Source organism: Bacillus sp. HNG (assembly GCF_003400205.1).
GTDB lineage: Bacteria > Bacillota > Bacilli > Bacillales > Bacillaceae_L > Ferdinandcohnia.
Window position 1 is genome coordinate 80,971 of sequence record NZ_QUQV01000002.1, and the last position, 18,736, is coordinate 99,706.

Below are 18,736 nucleotides of genomic sequence, written 5' to 3' on the forward strand. Positions count from 1 at the left end.
GTAATTGGTTTCTTTATGATTGACGCTTTGACACCTATTTTTTGCAGCCTTTTAACAAGCTTTCGTAACTTCAATCTGTTTAGATCATTTTTAGATTCAGTTTTTAACATAGCATCGTGTCACCTCACTATCTAAATTTTAGATGACACGGTGTCACTAGTCAATCAAAAATGACACATTGTCACATTACTTTCACAAAAAAAAGCCTTCCCCATTTCTAGAGAAAGGCCAAAGGTCTACAGTGCTGTACTTGTTTTTTCAACGACAGTATTTTTTTCCTTTAATTCAGGGTGTGCATCTCTGACAACACTTGGTCTTGCGAGGACTAATACTACCCCAATTAATACCACCGCTGAAGTAATTAGAATATATTGACCTGGCATTACATCATACAAATAACCGAAAATAATCATGCCAAGCGGCATTAATGCAACAGCCATTGATTCAAGAATAGAGAACACTCGACCTTTGAAATCATCATCAATCATTTTTTGCATCATCACTTGGATTGGTGTATTCACAACAATAATCGTAGCTCCGAATGTAAACATGGCGATAAAATAGTACGTAAAAATGGACCAATAGGATAGCGAAATCATTAACGGAATTGCCATTGCGCCCATAATGACCCCTAATCCAATAATTCCGCGCTTTGATACAAGGAACGGGAACTTCACTTCTTTTCGAATTGAGAAGTAAATCGAAAATAGTAGCATTCCAACTGCAAATGCTCCTTGAGTGAAACCGAAATGCTGAGAAGCTAACTTCAATTTTTCAATTAAAATGAAAGAATAACCGACCTCAAATGCCCCAAATAAGAAGTTAATAATTAAAGAAATCCAGATCATTGTCATCAGAACTTGTTTTGTCTTTAAATAGCCGATTCCTGCTTTCATACTTTGCCACATGGTTTCTTTTTGATCTTGCTCTTCCTTCGCCTTTCGTTTTGAGAATAGGTTAAAGTTCATTGTTGATTCAAGAAGAACAGCAAGCACGGAAGCTGCAATATACATTTCTAAAAATACTTCCATTGAGACAGTCCCATATAATAGTCCGCCAACTGCTGGACTTCCAATCGCTGCAAATGACATTGAAATCTGATTAAGCGACATCGCTCTTTGGATACGATCTTCATCAACCAAGCCAGTTACCGATGATGTAAAGGTTACACCTGTAAATGAGGTGGCAATGGATAGCACAACCGTTGTCGTATAAATCGCTATCAGTGATAAACCATAGGTCAAACTCACAATAAGTAGCCCGACTATCGCTAACGTCGTCACGAGTTGTGAGATGATCACGATTTTTTTCCGAGAATATTTGTCTGCCGCATAACCAGCAAGCGGTGCCACAAGCGCCCTCGGTAATAAATTACAAATGAGATTCGTTGCAAAGCTTGTTGCAGAGCCTGTCAATTGAAGTATATAAAAACTTATTGCGAATGCGTAAACTTGTGCGCCGAATGAGGAAATAATTTTACTAATCGTGAAGGTAAATAAATGATAGGTTGCTCTTTTAAGCTTTTGTTGTTCATTCATGCAAATTCCTCCATTAATGGAAAAGTTTAATTTAATTAAACAAATCATATCACCATTATACTTTCTTTTCAACAAAAAGTTTAATATAATTAAACAAAAATATAAAAAATAGGGAGAGTGCCTATTTATCATGCTTGGTGAACGCATTCGTAAATTACGCAAACAAAAGAAACTAACATTAGAAGAGCTTGCTGGAACAAAATTGACAAAGGGCATGCTGAGCCTTATTGAAAATAACAAAGCAAATCCTTCAATGGAGAGCTTAAACTATATTGCAGAAAGACTTGAGATTGAGTTATCGCAGCTTTTAAATGAGGATAATTTGGATGAATTAAGAAAAGTGTTAGATGAGGCCGAAAAACTATATATGGTTGATTCCGAAGAATACCCTGAAAAATATAAAAAATTGTTAACTCTAATTGAGCCTTTTGTTTCCCAATTAAACCAGGGGTACGAAGCTGCTAGATTGCTGGAGCTATACGGATACAGTTGCTATTTTGAAAAGAAAGGCGACGAGAAACAACCACTTGAACAAGCAGCAAATCTGTACGATCAAATGAATATTACAACAAAAAGAGTGAGCATTGCATCTTTTCGCTGCCTCGCTTATTTTATTGACCATGATTATGAAAAAGCATTAGAAACTATCTTACAGGAACGATATGAAATAGAAAAAAATCATGCATATATCGATCCCATGTCAAGATTAGACCTTGATTATAATGAGGCCATTTTCTATTTTGCTGTTGGCAATACCGAAGCTGCAAAAAAGGTCATGGAAGATGCCATTTCCTTCTCCCAAAAAAATAAAATATTTTATCGAATTGATGATTTGTATCGGCTTGCAGCTGCTGATTCGATGATGTCTAAGAAATGGGAGCAATATGATTATTACCTAACCAAATTGAATCAGTATGCCGTTTTTTCAGATGACCAGATGGCAAAAATCACTGCAAAACTTTTTCAAGTTGAATCTCTTAATGCGGTGAAGCACAATTATCATGAAGCACTTACGATGGTGGATCAATTTTTAGATAACCCTGAATTTAACCAACAGCGATTAAGGGATTGGTTCTATCTTGAAAAAGGAAAAGCATTACAGGGATTAAGACGTTATGAGGAAGCCATTCATTTTTTTGAAAAAGTGGCCATTCCATCCTATCATCACCATCCTTTTGACTTGTCACAATTCTATTTAAAAGAAACCTATACGGCGCAATGTCTAGTTGAACTTGGAAAAATAGATGAGTCATTATTAGCAGCTAAAAAAGCAGTTGATTTATTTGATCATCTGCCTGATTCTCCTTTTAAAGAATTAAGTAAGGAAACCTTTCATAAGATTAGCGCGCTAAAAGGAGAAACTTATGATTGATGCTCATATTCATCTTGAACAATATGATGTAAAAAAGCTTCCGACACAAATAGAAAAATGGCAGGAATCCGGAGTTAAAGGAGTCATTGCTGTTTCCAATGATCTCCCCTCCTCCTATCGGACGCTTGAATTACGAGATAAATTTCCAGACTTTGTCCATGCTGCTATTGGATTTCATCCTGAACAACCACTACCAGTTGAACAAGATTTTTTAGAGTGGAGGGGATTAGTACAAGCTGAAAGGGAGAAGATCGTGGCAATCGGTGAAATTGGGCTACCTCATTACAATCTTGAAATACTTTCCTTTTCTCTGGAGCATTATTTTGATTTTTTATCTCGCTGTCTTGAGGTTGCTGTACAACATCAGCTACCTGTTGCTCTGCATGCCGTTCATGATAAAACAGAACTTGTTTTTGACCTATTGCAGCAAAAACAAGTTCCAATTGCACATTTCCATTGGCTAAAGGCCCCTGAGAATGTGGTGAAAAAAATAGTTGATGCTGGCTATTATATTTCCGTTACACCTGAAATTTGCTACAGGGTCCGCGATCAAAAGCTTGCAAAACAGGTTCCACTTCAACAACTTTTAATCGAAACCGATGGCCCGTGGCCGTTCGAGGATGAGTTTAAAAATCAACCCACTTCCCCATTATTTTTAGGAAAAATAAGTAGTCAACTTGCCACTCTGTATGGAATCAATGAACATAAAATACGAGAACAACTCGTGTTAAATACACATCGTTGTTACCAGGAAATAAAAAGTACTTTAACATGAACCCCTATTTTTGATATCATACTTAAAGAAAAAGCAAAAAGCATTAAATGAAACAGGTGAAAAAAATTGGAATATCAAGTTTTACTTTATTACAAATACATCGAAATCGATGACCTGCAAGCTTTTAGAGATGCACATTTTGAATTTTGCACTGAACTAGGATTAAAAGGTAGAATCCTTGTTGCAACTGAAGGAATCAATGGTACGGTTTCGGGTACTGTGGAGCAAACAGAAACATACATGGAGTTCATGCGAAGCGATTCTCGTTTTTCAGACATGATCTTCAAAATAGAGAAAAGTGAAGGACATGCTTTTAAAAAGTTAAAAGTGAAGGTGAAGCCTGAGATTGTCAATTTGAGTCTTGAAAAGGACCTAAACCCCAATCAAATCACTGGCAAGCATCTCCCTCCAAAGGAATTTCTTGAAACGATGCAACAGGAGGATGTTATTATTCTTGATGCGCGTAATACGTATGAATACGATCTTGGCCATTTTAGAGGAGCGATTCGCCCCGACATCGAAACCTTTCGCGAACTGCCAAAATGGGTCGAGGAAAACTTAAGTGAGTACAAGGATAAGAAAATCTTAACCTATTGTACAGGCGGCATTCGTTGTGAAAAGTTTTCAGGCTTTCTGGTAAAGGAAGGTTTCAAAGATGTTTCACAGCTTGAAGGCGGCATCATCACTTACGGATATGACCCAGAGGCTAAAGGTGCTTTATGGGACGGAAAATGCTATGTTTTTGACGAACGAATTTCAGTACCTGTTAACCGTACTGGTGAGGAAACGATCGTTGGGAAATGCCATCATTGTGGAAAACCGGAAGAACGTTACGTGAAATGCGGAAACCCAGAGTGTAACAAGCATCTTCTTCTTTGCGAGGACTGTGAGCACGAACATTACAGAGCCTGCAGCCAAGAATGCAAGGACCACCCACACAACCGGTATGTAAAAGAACATCAATTGGTATAAATGTAAAACTGCTCAGATCAAAACTGAGCAGTTTTTTTCAAGCTTATTTTTCTAAGAAAATCTCCGCCTTTTCTCACTTTCCAATTGCTTGTATCTCCTGGGAAGTAAAAAATATTTTCCCTTGTTCTTTTTCAAGGGCTACTTTGTACATCGCATTTGCCACCGTTTTCCCCTCAACAGCTCGATATTTTCGGAGGGGACCCACAAATAGAAACTTTAATCCCTTCATCAATACCGCAGCCAATTCTTCCCCAAGGCGAAATTCGTCCCTGTTTCCAAGAAGTAGAGAAGGTCGAAAGATAGATAGCTTTTCGAAGCCTAGTTTTTGAACAATTTCCTCAAGTTCACCTTTCATCCTTGGGTAAAATATTTTAGATTGGATGTCTGCGTTCATGGCACTGACCACTAAATAATGCTTTGCACCACTCTCCTTCGCAATTCGCCCTATCTCAACAGGGTAATCGACATCTATTTTATACATCGCATCTTGTGTCTTTGCCTTTTTTATGGTTGTTCCTAAACAGACAAACACATCTTCAACCGCAAAATACTGCTTATCTTCGTCAAGACGATCAAAATCAACAACAACCTCTATTAATTTCGAATGATGTATTTCAAGGGGTCTTCGAACTAAGGCATACACCTTTTTATATTCAGACGCCTCCAGCAAAAGCCGAAGTAGTTCATTTCCGATTAACCCTGTCGCCCCTGCGATTAATGCTGTTTTCCCTTCCACTTTGCCAACTTCCCTTCACGAAAACGATTCTCTCACAAGTATAACCAATATTAAAAAATATGCATGTTTGATTATCTATTGAATTACATTTTGTAAAAAAAATTGTTTACTAGCGTATGAAAGATGGGCAATATGTACTATTTTTATTGATCATTTTTCTGTTATTCGCCAAAAATTTTGCTTATATTAACCAAAAAAGTTAAATCTATATTATAATCATCTTATAATGTCGAACTATTTTATATTTTATAAAACTTTAATACTATTTTGGAAGGTGAGTTATGGAAATTACGAAGCACATTTTGGTTAACCTTTCATTATTAATTATTCTTTCATTTATAGGCTTAATATGGTTTGAACGAAAAAGAAACCTTACCCTTTCAAAATGGGAAGCTTACATCGGATTAGTTGTGCTTATCTTGGTTTGCTTTATATTTTCTTATCGACCAACCCCTACACACTTTTTTGACCTTCGACTGATTCCTGTTTTAATAGGTGGTCTTTATCTTGGGATTGGTCCGATTTTATGCTTAACGGTGATTGTGATAAGAGGAATTTACGGCATAAACTTTGGGTTTTATGCGACGATTACCCTTTACTTACCATCCGCTATTATTTTGTGGAAATTATATCCTTGGTTTTGGAAACAGCATTCAATGAAACGGATATGTGTTTCGGTTCTTGTGACATTTGTTTTATCCTTCTTAACTGCTTCATCGCTTATAGTTTCAAGACCACATATCAATATTTACGATGCGTGGTTTGCTTATTTAGTTATACCAGCGATTGGATTAGGCATTATGGCTTATTTAACTGAATTTTTTCGAAACAATATCCTCATGCGGCAAACGATTGTAAAATCTGAAAAACTTCATGCCGTCGAACAATTGGGTGCAGCGATTTCCCATGAAATTAGAAATCCTTTAACCGCTGCAATGGGATTTGTACAGTTATTAATGTCAAATAGCCTCCCCCGACACAAACAAAAGGAGTACCTATTAATTATTAAAGATGAATTAAGATCCGCTGAAAGGGTTATTCAAGATTATTTGACATTCTCAAAACCTGCATTAGATACGGTGGAAACTCTTCAAATTAAACGGGAATTGCAACAGGTTATTTCAATTTTAAGGCCCACTGCAAATCAGCACTCCGTGGAAGTGATTACGAATTTTTCTTTGGTAGGCACGATTCAAGGAGATCGTCAGAAGTTTCACCAATGTTTTATCAATGTGATGAAAAACGCCATCGAGGCAATGCCCGGTGGAGGACAACTATACATAGAAACCCGCTACGACCGGCAAAATGTAAGCATTATCATTCGAGATACAGGAATCGGGATGACAAAGGAACAAATTGATCGACTTGGTGAGCCCTATTATTCTACTAAAGGATCAAAAGGAACAGGTCTAGGCATGATGGTTGTCTACGGAATAGTCAAAGCCATGAAAGGGACACTTCGTGTTACAAGCACTGTTGGGGAAGGAACCGAATTTACCTTCCAATTCCCTTCTGCCCTTACCTTAACTGAGCCCCATGAGTAAGATTGGGGCTATTTCAATCCTCCTTTCCATAACATTTTCTTATCTCATTATATAATCTTTTAATAATATCCTTATGTAAGGTTTTCCTATAAAATGAAGGTATTAAGCGAATGGAGGCAACAGAATGGACATAAAAAGTGACGTAAAAAAACAATTTGGTCGAAGCGCTGCATCTTACGTAACAAGTGAAGGACATCGTAAAGGTGGAGATTTACAAACATTAGTATCAATGGCAGATGCCAAAGGCACAGAACTGGCTCTGGATATTGCTACTGGTGGTGGACATACTGCAAATGCTCTCGCCCCTCTCGTAGGGCAGGTTACAGCGTTTGATTTAACACCCGAAATGTTAGCGGCTGCGGAAAAATTCATTAAAGGAAATGGTCATCTAAATGTTGAATTTGTTGAAGGGGATGCTGAAAATCTACCATTCTCCGATGAAACATTTGATATCGTATCTTGCCGAATTGCACCTCACCATTTTCCTAACATTACTAGCTTCGTAAGTGAAGTATCACGAGTATTAAAACCAGGTGGTCAGTTCTTGTTAGATGATAATGTTGCTCCAGAAAATGATGAATTTGATGAGTTTTATAATACGGTAGAAAAAAAGCGTGACTACAGTCATTTCCGTGCTTGGAAAAAGAGTGAATGGCTCCAAATGCTAGAAAATGAAGGTTTTGAAATCCAAGAACTCTATCGTTTTGAAAAGACTTTTGAATTTGAGAGTTGGTGTAACCGGATGCATTTGTCAGATCTTGAGAAAACAGAATTAACCGACTATATGCTACATGCTTCCAGTAAAATAAAACAAAAATTTCGTATTCAAATTGAGAATAATAAAATCATTTCCTTCCAAGGAGAAGCCGTAGTATTAAAAGGAACAAAACTTTAGGAGTAGAGTGGAGGAATTCCTCCACTTTATCTTCATGAGGAGGCGTTCGGTTTGTTGATGAATCAAGTTACCAATCTGTTAAAAATTGAACACCCCATTATTCAAGCTCCAATGGCGGGTGGCATTACAACTTCGGATTTAGTGGCTGCAGTTTCAAATTCCGGAGGCTTAGGTATGATTGGAGCAGGATATATGACGCCCGCTCAAATTCGCGAACAAATTAGTGAAATCAAACAATTAACTTCCATGCCTTTCGGAATTAATTTATTTGTTCCAAACGAATTTAACGCTAAAGAAGAGGAGGTCAAATCAACTAATCATTTACTCAACCCGATTCGAGAAAAATTAAATTTACCTCCAACGGATCATGTTGAACTTCCTTCTTTTCACGATGCATATGAAAAATATGTTGAACAAATCAAAATTGTCATTGAGGAAAAGGTACCGATTTGTTCTTTTACGTTTGGACTTCCTTCCAAAAGTGTGGTCGCGGAATTAAAGCAACATAATATTATGTTAATCGGGACAGCAACGACTGTTAAAGAAGCCATTGAAGTTGAAAAATCAGGAATGGATATTGTGGTTGCTCAAGGTAGTGAAGCAGGCGGACATCGTGGGAGCTTTATGAATGAGGAGCAGGAAAACCTAATAGGCTTAATGTCTCTTATCCCACAGGTTGCTGACAATGTAAATATTCCCGTTATTGCCGCTGGGGGAATAATGGATGGAAGAGGTTTAATGGCTTCCATTTGCTTAGGCGCACAGGCTGTTCAAATGGGAACTGCATTTTTGACTTGTATTGAAAGTGGAGCACATCAAGTACATAAAGAGGCGATTCTTCACGCTTTCGAAGACGAAACAGTCGTGACCCGTTCATTCTCGGGCAAGCCGGCACGCGGACTCATAAACCCCTTTATTTTAAACATGAGGGAATACGAAAAAGATCTGCCTGAGTTCCCGGTTCAAAATTCACTTACACAGGATATTCGAAAAGCTTCAGGTTCACAAAATAACAAGGATTACATGTCCCTTTGGTCTGGACAAAGTCCACGGTTATCCAAAAATCAAAGTGTTAAAACGTTAATAGAATCCATCATTTCCGATGTAAAAAGTAAAATAGTGAAGCAGTGAATTTTACTTAAAATCCACTGCTTCTATTTTTTTTAGTTCTTTAAGGCATAGCAATGATTAAGCGGTCCGCTTCCCTTTCCAAGGTCAAGTCCCGCTTCTAAAGCTCCCGTAATATACCCTTTTGCCTCTTGAATACTTGATTTTATATCCAAGCCATTTGCTAAATTACAAGCAATCGCTGAGGATAGCGTACACCCTGTACCATGGGAATTTGGGTTATCGATACGACCTCCTGGGAACAATGTGAGTTCCCCATCGCTATATAAGAGATCATCTGCTGTATCCTCAAGATGACCCCCTTTGATCAAAATCGCACCCTTATACATGTTAGATAATTTTTGGGCTGCCACTTGCATGTCTTCTTTCGAGTGAATCTCCATGCCACAAAGCGCTTCAGCCTCATGTATATTAGGGGTAATAATCGTAGCAAGTGGAATCAATCTCGTAATGAGGGCATCCATCGCTGACTCACTCAATAGTCTACTACCACTTGTAGAAATCATAACAGGGTCCACGACAATATTCGAAGGTTGATATTCTTCTAGCTTTTCCACGATTTTATCGATAATTTCAGGTGAGGACACCATCCCTATTTTTACACTATCCGGAAAAATATCAGTCATAATGCAATCTAACTGCTGACCAACAAATTCTGGAGTCGAATCAAGCACCCCGTATACCCCTGTTGTATTTTGAGCAGTCAGAGCCGTGATTGCACTCATTGCATACATTTTATGAGCGGTGATTGTTTTAATATCGGCTTGAATTCCTGCTCCCCCACTACAGTCAGAGCCAGCAATCGTCAGTACCTTTTTCATGTCAATCTCTCCCTACCATCTCAGTTGAAAGTTTTCGTAATTCCTTAGTCGCTGCGGTGATATCAGACTGTGCAAAGAGTGCGGATACAACAGCAACGCCGTCTACCCCACTTCCACTCAATTCCATGATATTGGTTTTTGTAATACCGCCAATTGCAACGATTGGAATCGAAACACTTCGGCAAATTTCTTGGACAGTTTCAAATGTCATCGGCTTTGCATCTGACTTGGTGTTCGTTGGAAATACAGAGCCAATACCAAGGTAATCCGCCCCCGCTTTTTCAGCGGCAATGGCTTGTTCTACATTTTGAGCGGAGACTCCAAGAATTTTATCTGGTCCAATCAATTCCCGAACTTTTTCAACTGCCATATCCTCTTGTCCAACATGCATCCCATCTGCATCACATGCTAGCGCAATCTCGACATTATCGTTAATAACAAATGGAACTTGATAGAAAGCCGTTAGCTTTTTAAGTTCATTTGCTTCCTGTAAAAATTCATCATACCCGAGATTTTTTTCTCTGAGCTGAAGAAAGGTAATTCCACCCACTAGTGCAGCTTCTACCTGCTCGACTAAAGTCTGACTGCCTGTCCAAGCACGGTCGGTTACTGCATATAAAAGCATTGCATTTTTATCGATTTTCAATGTTCATCCCACCTTGGAGTAATGTATAGTCTAGCTTGCTCATCCAATCAATCAAGTACGTTCTAAATGATGAAGTTCCACCGTTTAATTCTTCTACTTTTTGGTGAGCTAGTTCTCCGCAATATCCCATCGCACTCACCGCAGCGGCCGTGCTTTTTAAAACTTCCTGAGGATTCGCCCCACAATAAGCAGCTACAACTGATGTTAGCATGCAACCAGTTCCTGTGATTTTTGACATCATTGGATGACCATTTCTGATTACATAAGCTTCATCCTTATTTGCCACAATATCAATCGCACCCGTAATTGCGATAACAGCATGTGTTTGCTCACTTACCATTTTTGCAAATTGAACCATTTCATCAAGATTTCCTTCATTGATGACATCTTCAGCGGCGGCATCTACACCTTTAGTATTACCACTGCCAGCATGAACGGTTTTTATTTCAGAAAGATTCCCTCGGATTACTGAAAACTGAACTTCGTTTAATAGACGGTAGACGGTGTTTGTTCTTAGGCTAGATGCACCCGCCCCAACTGGGTCTAAAATAACCGGGTTCCCAATTTTATTTGCAGCTTTTCCTGCTAAAATCATGGATTCAATCGTACGCTCGTTTAATGTTCCAATATTAATGACAAGAGCGTTACAAATGCTCGTAATATCTGCTACTTCCTTAGGATCATCCGCCATAATTGGTGAACCCCCACAAGCAAGGACCATATTTGCAACGTCATTTACCGTCACATAGTTTGTAATATTATGTACAAGCGGTGTTTTATTCCTAACATTAGCTAAAATCTGTTCAAACATCCTTCATCCTCCTATCCAAAATAAAAATGCGGTATACCTAAAATAGATATACCGCATGAACGCACATACTTTCATAAATTCCCTACGTTGGCATTATCCAAATCAGGTTAAAGCGGATGTTCAAAAAGTCACCAAATGATAAGCAGCGAATCTCTGCGTCACTCGACCTCTCCGGTCCTCACGTATCAACAACATACGCTACGGTCCTCGAGTCACGAGTTCCTTGATCTTCTTGCTTCTGATTTGTTACCTTTTTGAACACTCACTTAAAGGGTCTAAGCTACATTTCGCTTACTCTCAGCCCACATGTGTGAGCTCCCCTACTCATATTTAATTGTCTTTATTATACCATACGAAAAAATTCTGTCATTATTTTAAATTGGGTCATTGCTTTCGGAACAACAATAGTGTACGATACATAGTATAAACTAAATACTGTATGACATATAGTAATAAAGAATGAGGTGGGTGAATGAGTAACTTATTAAACTCATTAATGACAGAGCTTAGAAGAGGAACGTTGACACTAGCGGTTTTAAGTCAATTACGAACCCCTCAATATGGATATTCACTTGTTCAATTGTTAGAGGGCTCCGGAATTGCCATTGACCAAAGTACCTTATATCCCCTGCTACGCCGCCTAGAAAAACAAGAATTGGTGACGAGCAGCTGGGATACAACTGAAAGCAGACCCCGTAAGTACTATGTATTAAGTGAATACGGGCTCGAGATCTTTTTACAGTTAAAAAAGGAATGGATACAAAATTCAAAAGAGCTATACAGCCTTTTAGAGGGAGAGGAAGATTATGAATCTGATTGATATCTACATTCAGGAGGTTACAAGAAGACTGCCTGAAAAAATGCGTGACGATATCGCACTTGAACTACGATCGACCATTGAGGATATGTTGCCTGACGATTACAACGAAGAAGATACAAAAACCGTACTCGAGAAATTAGGAAGCCCTGTAAAATTGGCGAATAATTATCTCGACCGCCCCATGCACCTTATTGGTCCACGTTATTTTGACGTGTACGTTAGCTTACTGAAAATGATTGTACCGATTGCCGCAGTAGTTGCTCTCATCTCCGTGGTTGCCGAATTTTTTATCGGGTATCAAGCGGAAGAAGCCATCATTAATGTGGTATTGGACTTAATTGGTTTGGGGATTTGGAGAATGATTGACGTTTCGATGCAAACATTCCTTTGGTTTACACTAGTGTTCGCCATTATTGAAAGAATGGATAAAGGTAAAGATGATCAGCCACTAACCACCAGTCTGAAAAAATGGACTCCAGATGATTTAAAAAATATCACCTATATCCCAAAGAAGAAGGCTATCTCAAAATGTGAAGTATTTGGTGCTCTATTATGGACTGCAATCTGGGCAACCCTATATTTTTATGCCAATCAACTTCTAGGTATCTATGAGGGCGGTAAGGATGGTCTCGAATTTGTAACCCCCGCTTTAAATCAAGAGGCGTTGCTTGGATTTTGGCCGATTATTCTAGTTGTGATTGGTTTGGAAATCGGATTGACCCTATATAAATTTATCAAAGGGCAATGGACGAAAAGAATGGCCATTTACAATACGGGCCTTCAAGTATTTTCAGCCATTGTATTCATCGTAATCTTCATAAATCCCAATATCTTAAACCAAGACTTTATCAAGCATATGACAAACATATTTGACACTCAGGATCACCAATTTACAACATGGTTCATCGCAACCGTACTCATTTCATTCATCGTCTCTGCAGCCATCAGCATCTTTGACGGATTCCGCAAATCCAACATCCGCTAGGACCACAGGGACGGTTCTCCTGGCTCCTTGTCTTATTTACCAAACTACCTATGGCTCTTGTGGGATTAGTTGTCCTAATCTTTTTTCAGGATGCATATAGATGAGTAGTAGACTTTGAAAAAGGAGTTTGGTAACATTGAATAAATTTTTGGCTGCAATTGGCATTGTTTTTATCATTTTTGTGACCGGTGTAATTGAAGCAGATGATGTCTTCGAATACAAAAATGCCATTTCTGTTTCTGGTCTTTCTCCTGATGAAGAAGTAACCGCAAATTCGGATGAGGAAAACGCAATCAAAGGATTAATTCCTGAATTAGAAATGCAGTTCTTCGATACGGAAATTGTGAACGGAAATAAAGTTGAAATCTACCGGGAGTATGAGGTTTATCGCAATGAAGCAAACGAAGTCATTAAAAAGGTGCCCACTGACAATTATGAGTATTTGGAGTACTGGAGATAGGAGTTTAGCCAAGCTAAACTCCTTTTTCTGAACAACTTTCTACAAATCTACTAAAAATACGCTTTGAAATCTGATCCCCTCGAACCGCCAAGCCTTCCGGATGCCACTGAACACCTAAAACAAATGAATGACCGGTGCTTTCAATTGCCTCGATTATTCCATCCGATGCAACCCCGGACACATCAAGAGGATATGGAACATGGCGGACTGATTGATGGTGATCTGTGTTTACCTTAAACTCGGTAGTCCCTGCAATCGATGCTAGTAAACTACCTTCCTTCGCTTTTACAAAATGGGCAAAATGATACCTCGGTGCTTTTTGAGAATGCTGAAGCAGTTGGGTCTCATGCTGCGAATAAATATCCTGATACATGTCTCCTCCAAGGGCAATATTCAAGATTTGAATCCCTCGACAAATCGCAAGGATTGGCTTATCCGCGGCAATCATTTCTTTAATAATGGCCGGTTCCAAATCATCCCGTCCAGGCGAAATCGCTCCAAGCTTTGGATGCGGTTCCTCTCCGAAAAGAAAAGGATCAATATCTCCCCCACCTGTTAAAAGCAATCCATCCAAATTAGTAACAAGCTGTGAAACATCCTCGTCAATCCCGATTGGCAAAATAACCGGAATGCCACCCGCTTGAATGACGGCTTGAATGTAATCATTTGAGAGAGTATGCTTAGAATCCAACTCAACATGAGATGTCACACCAATAATTGGTTTATTCATCTGGACTCCTCCTCATTTTTTACTTCTCGATTTGCGGATTTGCATCCGTTCAAGCATTTTCACGTCCAAATCCGCTGATTTGCGTCGACTCTTTATAGTACTTCATCCATAAATTCAGCTAATGAATAAAGTGTGTTTCCATTACGACCTGTAGTTGTTTTTGCCGTAACTAAAGATTGTAAAATGGCTTCCTCTGTCGCATCAGCCGTTGCTAAAAACGCTTGATCCAAGTCATCTTCATGCACTGCTTCAATTTTCTGTAATGTGCCATTGTTCTCATGACTGACTTCATTTGCAGTTGAAAAACCAATGAAGACATCCCCACTTCCGTTTCCAATAAATGAACCAGTTCTGCTTAATCCCACTGAAGCTCGCTTGATGATACGTTTTAATTGGCGTGATGTCACAGGTAAATCGGTTGCGATTATTATCATGATGGAGCCTTTGTCGCCATCTGGACTTTTTACAGGAAGCTTGGTTTTGATTAAGGGTCCGACATGGATTCCATTTAATCGGAACTGATCAATTTCCCCAAAGTTTGAGAGCACTAGTATGCCTAGAGTATACGTCCCGTGCGGGTATGTAAGAATGCGTGATGACGACCCGATGCCTCCTTTTAATCCAAAACATTTCATACCCGTTCCAGCACCAATGCTACCTTCTTCAAAATGGGTATCGGCGGTTTCGATAGCTTCTCTAACATGTTCTACCGTGATAGACTGCTTACGAATATTATTTAAAAACATATCATTACATTCCCCGATTACAGGATTAACAGTTCCGGTGGTGTCACCAATTTCTTTATTTTGCGCCAAGCTATAGCCGATGAGATGATTAGCAGCCACCCCCACACTCATTGTATTTGTCAGCAAAATGGGTGTTTCAATTGTCCCTAGCTCATCGATTTGAAGAGTGCCCATCGTCTTACCGAACCCATTCATAGCATATGAAGCAGCAACCACTTTATTGTTAAAAATATTTTGTTCATGGGGTATGATGGCCGTAACTCCGGTTTGGATGTCTCCGTTTGAAACCGTAGAGTGCCCCACTTTGACACCTTGTACATCTGTGATTTTATTTAATGGCCCCGTTGGTAAGGTGCCGATTTGAATCCCATAATCTCGTAATCTTTTTTGCATGTTTGATAAGCCCTTTCTGATTTGGTGTTTGTTATAAGTATAGGCTAGATAAATGAGGTTGAGTATAAGTTGGGAGAATATTTGTTAATTTAAAGAAAAGATTTTTGTTTTGGGGTGTTGCAAAACTTTGTTTAAAACACTTTCCGGATCTGCACCTTCTAGTTTTATCCAAACAAACACCCCTCCCCAATCCAATAAGTTGAAATCTTCTGTAAAGGTCAATTAAAATAAAACTATCATACTTACAAATGAGGAGGGACAACTAAATATGAAAGCGTTTGTACATTATAAAGTGCCTGGAATGGATGGAACATCCTATTCAGATATTGAGGAAGTAGAACCAAAAGCCGGAGAAGTGAAGGTCAAACTAAAAAGTGCAGGCCTCAATCACCGGGATTTATTTATTTTACATAGACATAAAGAGACTGAGCCACCTCTAGTAATTGGATCAGATGGAGCTGGGGTTGTTGAGAAAGTGGGTCCTGGTGTCGAGAGCGTTAAGGTTGGGGATGAAGTGATTATCAATCCTTCATTAGGCTGGAAAGAAAAAAGTGACGCACCTCCTGAAGGTCATGAGATTCTTGGATTACCTGACCACGGAACATTCGCTGAAAAAATTACAATTTCTGCAGAAAATGTCGGTCCAAAGCCTACACATTTATCATGGGATGAAGCTGGCGTACTTTCACTTGCGGCTATGACTGCTTATCGTGCGTTATTCACTCGAGCACAAATAACAGAAACCGATACCGTGCTTTTACCAGGAATCGGCAGTGGCGCAGTTACGTTCCTCTTACTTTTTGCAAAGGCTGTTGGGGCTCGGGTCATTGTTACCTCACGCTCAGAAGCTAAGCTTAAGCGTGCACTCGAATTAGGTGCGGATGTTGCGATTGACAGTAATAGTGACTGGAATGAAGCACTTAATGGTGAAAAAGTGGATATTGTAGTTGAAACAGTTGGAGCAGCTACCTTCCATAAATCCCTTGGACAACTCCGAAAAGGTGGAAAAATGATCACATTTGGGGCTTCTGCAGGTGATACGGTGGACTTCAATCTACGTGAATTTTTCTATGGCCAGTATACGTTACTTGGGTCCACGATGGCGAGCACAGAAGAATTCAATGAAATGCTTCACTTTGTGAATGAACATAAAATCAAACCAGTCCTCGATAAAGTGTTCCCTCTCGAAGATGCGGCCAAAGCATTGCAACGGATTGATGAGGCAGAACAGTTCGGAAAAATTGCGATTAAAATTGAAGAGTAACCAAAACTGCACCCCATCTGAGGGTGCAGTTTTTCATGAAAAATAGGTCACCAATTTCTGTTTCATTTGTTCTTTATTCTCAGCAAATTGACGATGACGATGTCCGTTTCCTCCTGATGTATGGGGGAAACCATATAATACGGAATCGGGTGATACATAGCCATTTTCCACAAGAAAGTCCAACACAGCGGTCACATTCACCCCTAAAGGGATAATGAGTGGATTTTGAAGACTCTTTAATTCTTCTACAAAACATTCCACCACATACTTCTTTAATACATCTGTTTTTAACATTTTCGGCGTCGAACCACTGTAATTTTTTCCTTTATAAAACACAGGATATGTAATCACAGAACTTGTTTGAACGAGATGACTTGCCGTTGAAAACAGCTCACTTGTAGATGCAATGTCTAAATGGGAGTGCAACCCCAGCTCGTCCAACATTTGAATTAAGTTCTTCCTCATCGGTCCTTCAAAACTCGAGTTTTTCTTGACCTGATGAAGAAGTTGTTCATCGGTTAGACCCTTATTGGTTGGATCGAGAATCGTTGAATAGGAGCGTTTCATCTGATGCATGCCTGGTGTGATACCGACAATCAAAACCTTCGCGGCTTCATTCACGTATTCAAACGGAGCAAAATAGATTTCTAGGTTTTTCTTTTCGTCCCTTTCCAACAAAAATGTCTCATTTTTCAAGTCCTCTTCTATATAGTCCACTGGCAATGACAATATTTTATTTTTATATGTATCAAATTTTGAATAAGGTGCGATTGCCACAGAATTCCCTCCCTTAAGATGTAAAAGGTATACCGAAATTGGTATACCTTAAGCTACTACGTCCCGTTCATTTTTATATTTTTCGTATTGCTTTTCTTCCATTATAGTTTTTAACATTTGAACGACATTCCAAACATCCTCAAAAGAATTATAGAGAGGAACGGGTGCAAGTCGAATCATATTTGGAGCGCGAAAGTCAGGAATGATTCCATTTTCTTTTAAAGCCTTGCAAATTCGTGCTGCTTCATTATGCTCTAGACCTACATGGCCTCCCCTTACAGATTCCTCACGTGGTGTGCCGATCGTAAATCCCATGCCAACAAGTTCTGTATCGATTAGCTCTATTAAAAAATTCGTCAATAAAAGAGATTTCGTTCGGATATGTTCAATCCCTGCCTCAGCAAACATGTTAAGTGAACCAAGGAGCGGAGCCAAACTCAGCACATGTGGTGTTCCGATTTGAAACGCACCAGCACTTTCCGCAGGGGTAAACGTATGCTCCATGTCAAATTGCTTTTCTTTATTGGACCCAAACCAACCCGCAAGACCTGGTCGTACTCCAAAATGTTTGCGATTCACATACAAACCGGCAACTGCCCCTGGCCCTCCATTGAGATGCTTGTAATTGCACCAAAACGCAAAGTCCACATCCCATTCGGAAAAAGAATGAGGGATTGCACCGACTGAATGGCAGCCATCAAACCCGATTAATATTCCGCGTTTATGGGCTTCATTCGTTAAGCGCTCCATATCTAAGATTTGACCACTGCGATACAAGATTGATGGTAAAACTACTAAGGCAACTTCGTCCGTCATTGCATCTATGATATCCTCTTCAGCCAAATAACGACCGTCACGGCTTTTAACACGAACTAATTGTTCTTCTGGATTAAATCCGTGAATCCGAACCTGGCTTTGCAAGGCATAAATATCGGAAGGAAAATTCAATTCATCCGCTACAATCTTTGCTCGTTTCCCTTTTGGCTGATAAAAAGTAGAAACTAATTGATGCAGATTAACAGTCGTTGAGCCCGTGATAATTACTTCCTCAGGTGAAGCGCCAACAAGCGGAGCCAGTAGTTCACTTGCTTTTTCTGACATATAAAACCACGGCTGCCTCCCTTGTGTCCAGCCATCGATCCCAAATTCTTTCCAGTCTTCCAATGAATCTAGCAAAGATTGTTCCGCCCGCTTTGATAATAGACCGAGCGAGTTCCCGTCCATATAATTGGTATTTGCTTGTAGATAAAATTCTTCTCGAAACTTGGCGAGCGGATCTTCCCTATCTAGTTTCCTAGCTTGCTCTAAAAACATGGATTTCCT

19 protein-coding genes are annotated in these 18,736 nt (G+C 39.3%); 10 read left to right on the forward strand and 9 right to left on the reverse strand.

Annotated features, from left to right (window positions below):
• Positions 1 to 236: 236 nt before the first annotated feature.
• Positions 237 to 1,538, reverse strand: a complete 1,302-nt coding sequence (locus DZB84_RS03790; RefSeq protein ID WP_116350936.1) for an MFS transporter — start codon at positions 1,536 to 1,538, stop codon at positions 237 to 239.
• A gap of 130 nt (positions 1,539 to 1,668) precedes the next feature.
• Between DZB84_RS03790 and DZB84_RS03795 the strand changes: the two genes are divergently transcribed.
• The 3 genes from DZB84_RS03795 (at position 1,669) to trhO (ending at position 4,657) form a co-directional block, all read left to right on the forward strand.
• Entirely contained in the window at positions 1,669 to 2,910 is a 1,242-nt protein-coding gene (locus DZB84_RS03795; RefSeq protein WP_116350937.1) for a helix-turn-helix domain-containing protein, read from the forward strand.
• Positions 2,903 to 3,685, forward strand: a complete 783-nt coding sequence (locus DZB84_RS03800) for a TatD family hydrolase (RefSeq protein ID WP_116350938.1) — start codon at positions 2,903 to 2,905, stop codon at positions 3,683 to 3,685. Before DZB84_RS03795 ends, DZB84_RS03800 begins: the two co-directional genes overlap by 8 nt.
• A gap of 66 nt (positions 3,686 to 3,751) precedes the next feature.
• Positions 3,752 to 4,657, forward strand: coding sequence for an oxygen-dependent tRNA uridine(34) hydroxylase TrhO (gene trhO / locus DZB84_RS03805; RefSeq protein WP_116350939.1), 906 nt, complete (start codon positions 3,752 to 3,754; stop codon positions 4,655 to 4,657).
• A 73-nt stretch (positions 4,658 to 4,730) separates the two neighbouring features.
• Here trhO and DZB84_RS03810 read toward each other — a convergent pair whose 3' ends face one another.
• Positions 4,731 to 5,393, reverse strand: coding sequence for an oxidoreductase (locus DZB84_RS03810; protein ID WP_116350940.1), 663 nt, complete (start codon positions 5,391 to 5,393; stop codon positions 4,731 to 4,733).
• Between the two features lie 281 nt (positions 5,394 to 5,674).
• Here DZB84_RS03810 and DZB84_RS03815 point away from each other — a divergent pair, with 281 nt between their 5' ends.
• The 3 genes from DZB84_RS03815 (at position 5,675) to DZB84_RS03825 (ending at position 8,963) form a co-directional block, all read left to right on the forward strand.
• Positions 5,675 to 6,937: a sensor histidine kinase gene (locus DZB84_RS03815; RefSeq protein WP_116350941.1), complete on the forward strand. Its 1,263-nt coding sequence runs from the start codon at positions 5,675 to 5,677 to the stop codon at positions 6,935 to 6,937.
• A gap of 124 nt (positions 6,938 to 7,061) precedes the next feature.
• Positions 7,062 to 7,832, forward strand: coding sequence for a class I SAM-dependent methyltransferase (locus DZB84_RS03820; RefSeq protein ID WP_116350942.1), 771 nt, complete (start codon positions 7,062 to 7,064; stop codon positions 7,830 to 7,832).
• A 51-nt stretch (positions 7,833 to 7,883) separates the two neighbouring features.
• Positions 7,884 to 8,963, forward strand: a complete 1,080-nt coding sequence (locus DZB84_RS03825; protein WP_116350943.1) for an NAD(P)H-dependent flavin oxidoreductase — start codon at positions 7,884 to 7,886, stop codon at positions 8,961 to 8,963.
• A gap of 32 nt (positions 8,964 to 8,995) precedes the next feature.
• Here DZB84_RS03825 and thiD read toward each other — a convergent pair whose 3' ends face one another.
• From thiD to thiM, 3 genes are read right to left on the reverse strand one after another with little or no spacing between them, the layout of a single operon-like run.
• On the reverse strand, positions 8,996 to 9,781 hold the full coding sequence (gene thiD, locus DZB84_RS03830) for a bifunctional hydroxymethylpyrimidine kinase/phosphomethylpyrimidine kinase (RefSeq protein WP_116350944.1): 786 nt from the start codon (positions 9,779 to 9,781) through the stop codon (positions 8,996 to 8,998).
• Position 9,782: 1 nt separating this feature from the next.
• Entirely contained in the window at positions 9,783 to 10,427 is a 645-nt protein-coding gene (gene thiE, locus DZB84_RS03835; protein ID WP_116350945.1) for a thiamine phosphate synthase, read from the reverse strand.
• The gene (gene thiM / locus DZB84_RS03840) at positions 10,414 to 11,238 is read right to left on the reverse strand and encodes a hydroxyethylthiazole kinase (RefSeq protein ID WP_116350946.1); all 825 of its coding nucleotides are present in this window, start codon (positions 11,236 to 11,238) and stop codon (positions 10,414 to 10,416) included. The genes thiE and thiM overlap by 14 nt, the downstream gene beginning before the upstream one ends.
• Positions 11,239 to 11,710: 472 nt before the next feature.
• Here thiM and DZB84_RS03845 point away from each other — a divergent pair, with 472 nt between their 5' ends.
• The 3 genes from DZB84_RS03845 to DZB84_RS03855 all read left to right on the forward strand — a co-directional run bounded on the left by DZB84_RS03845 (position 11,711) and on the right by DZB84_RS03855 (position 13,503).
• A complete protein-coding gene (locus tag DZB84_RS03845) occupies positions 11,711 to 12,058 on the forward strand; it encodes a PadR family transcriptional regulator (RefSeq protein ID WP_116350947.1) in 348 nt (115 codons plus the stop codon).
• Entirely contained in the window at positions 12,045 to 13,043 is a 999-nt protein-coding gene (locus DZB84_RS03850; protein WP_116350948.1) for an HAAS signaling domain-containing protein, read from the forward strand. Before DZB84_RS03845 ends, DZB84_RS03850 begins: the two co-directional genes overlap by 14 nt.
• Before the next feature lie 136 nt (positions 13,044 to 13,179).
• Complete coding sequence (locus DZB84_RS03855; RefSeq protein WP_116350949.1) at positions 13,180 to 13,503, forward strand: hypothetical protein; 324 nt, start codon at positions 13,180 to 13,182, stop codon at positions 13,501 to 13,503.
• 13 nt (positions 13,504 to 13,516) lie between these two features.
• Here DZB84_RS03855 and DZB84_RS03860 read toward each other — a convergent pair whose 3' ends face one another.
• Both DZB84_RS03860 and DZB84_RS03865 read right to left on the reverse strand, forming a co-directional pair.
• Entirely contained in the window at positions 13,517 to 14,233 is a 717-nt protein-coding gene (locus DZB84_RS03860; RefSeq protein ID WP_116350950.1) for a gamma-glutamyl-gamma-aminobutyrate hydrolase family protein, read from the reverse strand.
• 92 nt (positions 14,234 to 14,325) lie between these two features.
• Positions 14,326 to 15,372, reverse strand: coding sequence for a DmpA family aminopeptidase (locus DZB84_RS03865; protein ID WP_116350951.1), 1,047 nt, complete (start codon positions 15,370 to 15,372; stop codon positions 14,326 to 14,328).
• 268 nt (positions 15,373 to 15,640) lie between these two features.
• Between DZB84_RS03865 and DZB84_RS03870 the strand changes: the two genes are divergently transcribed.
• Positions 15,641 to 16,636: a zinc-binding dehydrogenase gene (locus DZB84_RS03870; RefSeq protein ID WP_116350952.1), complete on the forward strand. Its 996-nt coding sequence runs from the start codon at positions 15,641 to 15,643 to the stop codon at positions 16,634 to 16,636.
• Between the two features lie 33 nt (positions 16,637 to 16,669).
• On the opposite strand, the gene DZB84_RS03875 is transcribed toward DZB84_RS03870, so the two are convergent.
• Together DZB84_RS03875 and kynU are read right to left on the reverse strand one after the other, a co-directional pair.
• Positions 16,670 to 17,413 (reverse strand): hypothetical protein, encoded by a 744-nt coding sequence (locus tag DZB84_RS03875; RefSeq protein WP_116350953.1) that lies wholly within the window; start codon positions 17,411 to 17,413, stop codon positions 16,670 to 16,672.
• Between the two features lie 48 nt (positions 17,414 to 17,461).
• The gene (kynU, locus tag DZB84_RS03880; RefSeq protein WP_116350954.1) at positions 17,462 to 18,727 is read right to left on the reverse strand and encodes a kynureninase; all 1,266 of its coding nucleotides are present in this window, start codon (positions 18,725 to 18,727) and stop codon (positions 17,462 to 17,464) included.
• Positions 18,728 to 18,736: the final 9 nt, after the last annotated feature.

Coding starts and splice junctions, on each gene's coding strand:
- thiD (WP_116350944.1), bottom strand. CDS start 9,781: ATGAAAAAGGTACTGACGATTGCTGGCTCTGACTGTAGTGGGGGAGCA.
- DZB84_RS03790 (WP_116350936.1), bottom strand. CDS start 1,538: ATGAATGAACAACAAAAGCTTAAAAGAGCAACCTATCATTTATTTACC.
- DZB84_RS03860 (WP_116350950.1), bottom strand. CDS start 14,233: ATGAATAAACCAATTATTGGTGTGACATCTCATGTTGAGTTGGATTCT.
- thiM (WP_116350946.1), bottom strand. CDS start 11,238: ATGTTTGAACAGATTTTAGCTAATGTTAGGAATAAAACACCGCTTGTA.
- DZB84_RS03865 (WP_116350951.1), bottom strand. CDS start 15,372: ATGCAAAAAAGATTACGAGATTATGGGATTCAAATCGGCACCTTACCA.
- DZB84_RS03800 (WP_116350938.1), top strand. CDS start 2,903: ATGATTGATGCTCATATTCATCTTGAACAATATGATGTAAAAAAGCTT.
- DZB84_RS03870 (WP_116350952.1), top strand. CDS start 15,641: ATGAAAGCGTTTGTACATTATAAAGTGCCTGGAATGGATGGAACATCC.
- DZB84_RS03815 (WP_116350941.1), top strand. CDS start 5,675: ATGGAAATTACGAAGCACATTTTGGTTAACCTTTCATTATTAATTATT.
- DZB84_RS03820 (WP_116350942.1), top strand. CDS start 7,062: ATGGACATAAAAAGTGACGTAAAAAAACAATTTGGTCGAAGCGCTGCA.
- DZB84_RS03795 (WP_116350937.1), top strand. CDS start 1,669: ATGCTTGGTGAACGCATTCGTAAATTACGCAAACAAAAGAAACTAACA.
- DZB84_RS03850 (WP_116350948.1), top strand. CDS start 12,045: ATGAATCTGATTGATATCTACATTCAGGAGGTTACAAGAAGACTGCCT.
- kynU (WP_116350954.1), bottom strand. CDS start 18,727: ATGTTTTTAGAGCAAGCTAGGAAACTAGATAGGGAAGATCCGCTCGCC.
- DZB84_RS03845 (WP_116350947.1), top strand. CDS start 11,711: ATGAGTAACTTATTAAACTCATTAATGACAGAGCTTAGAAGAGGAACG.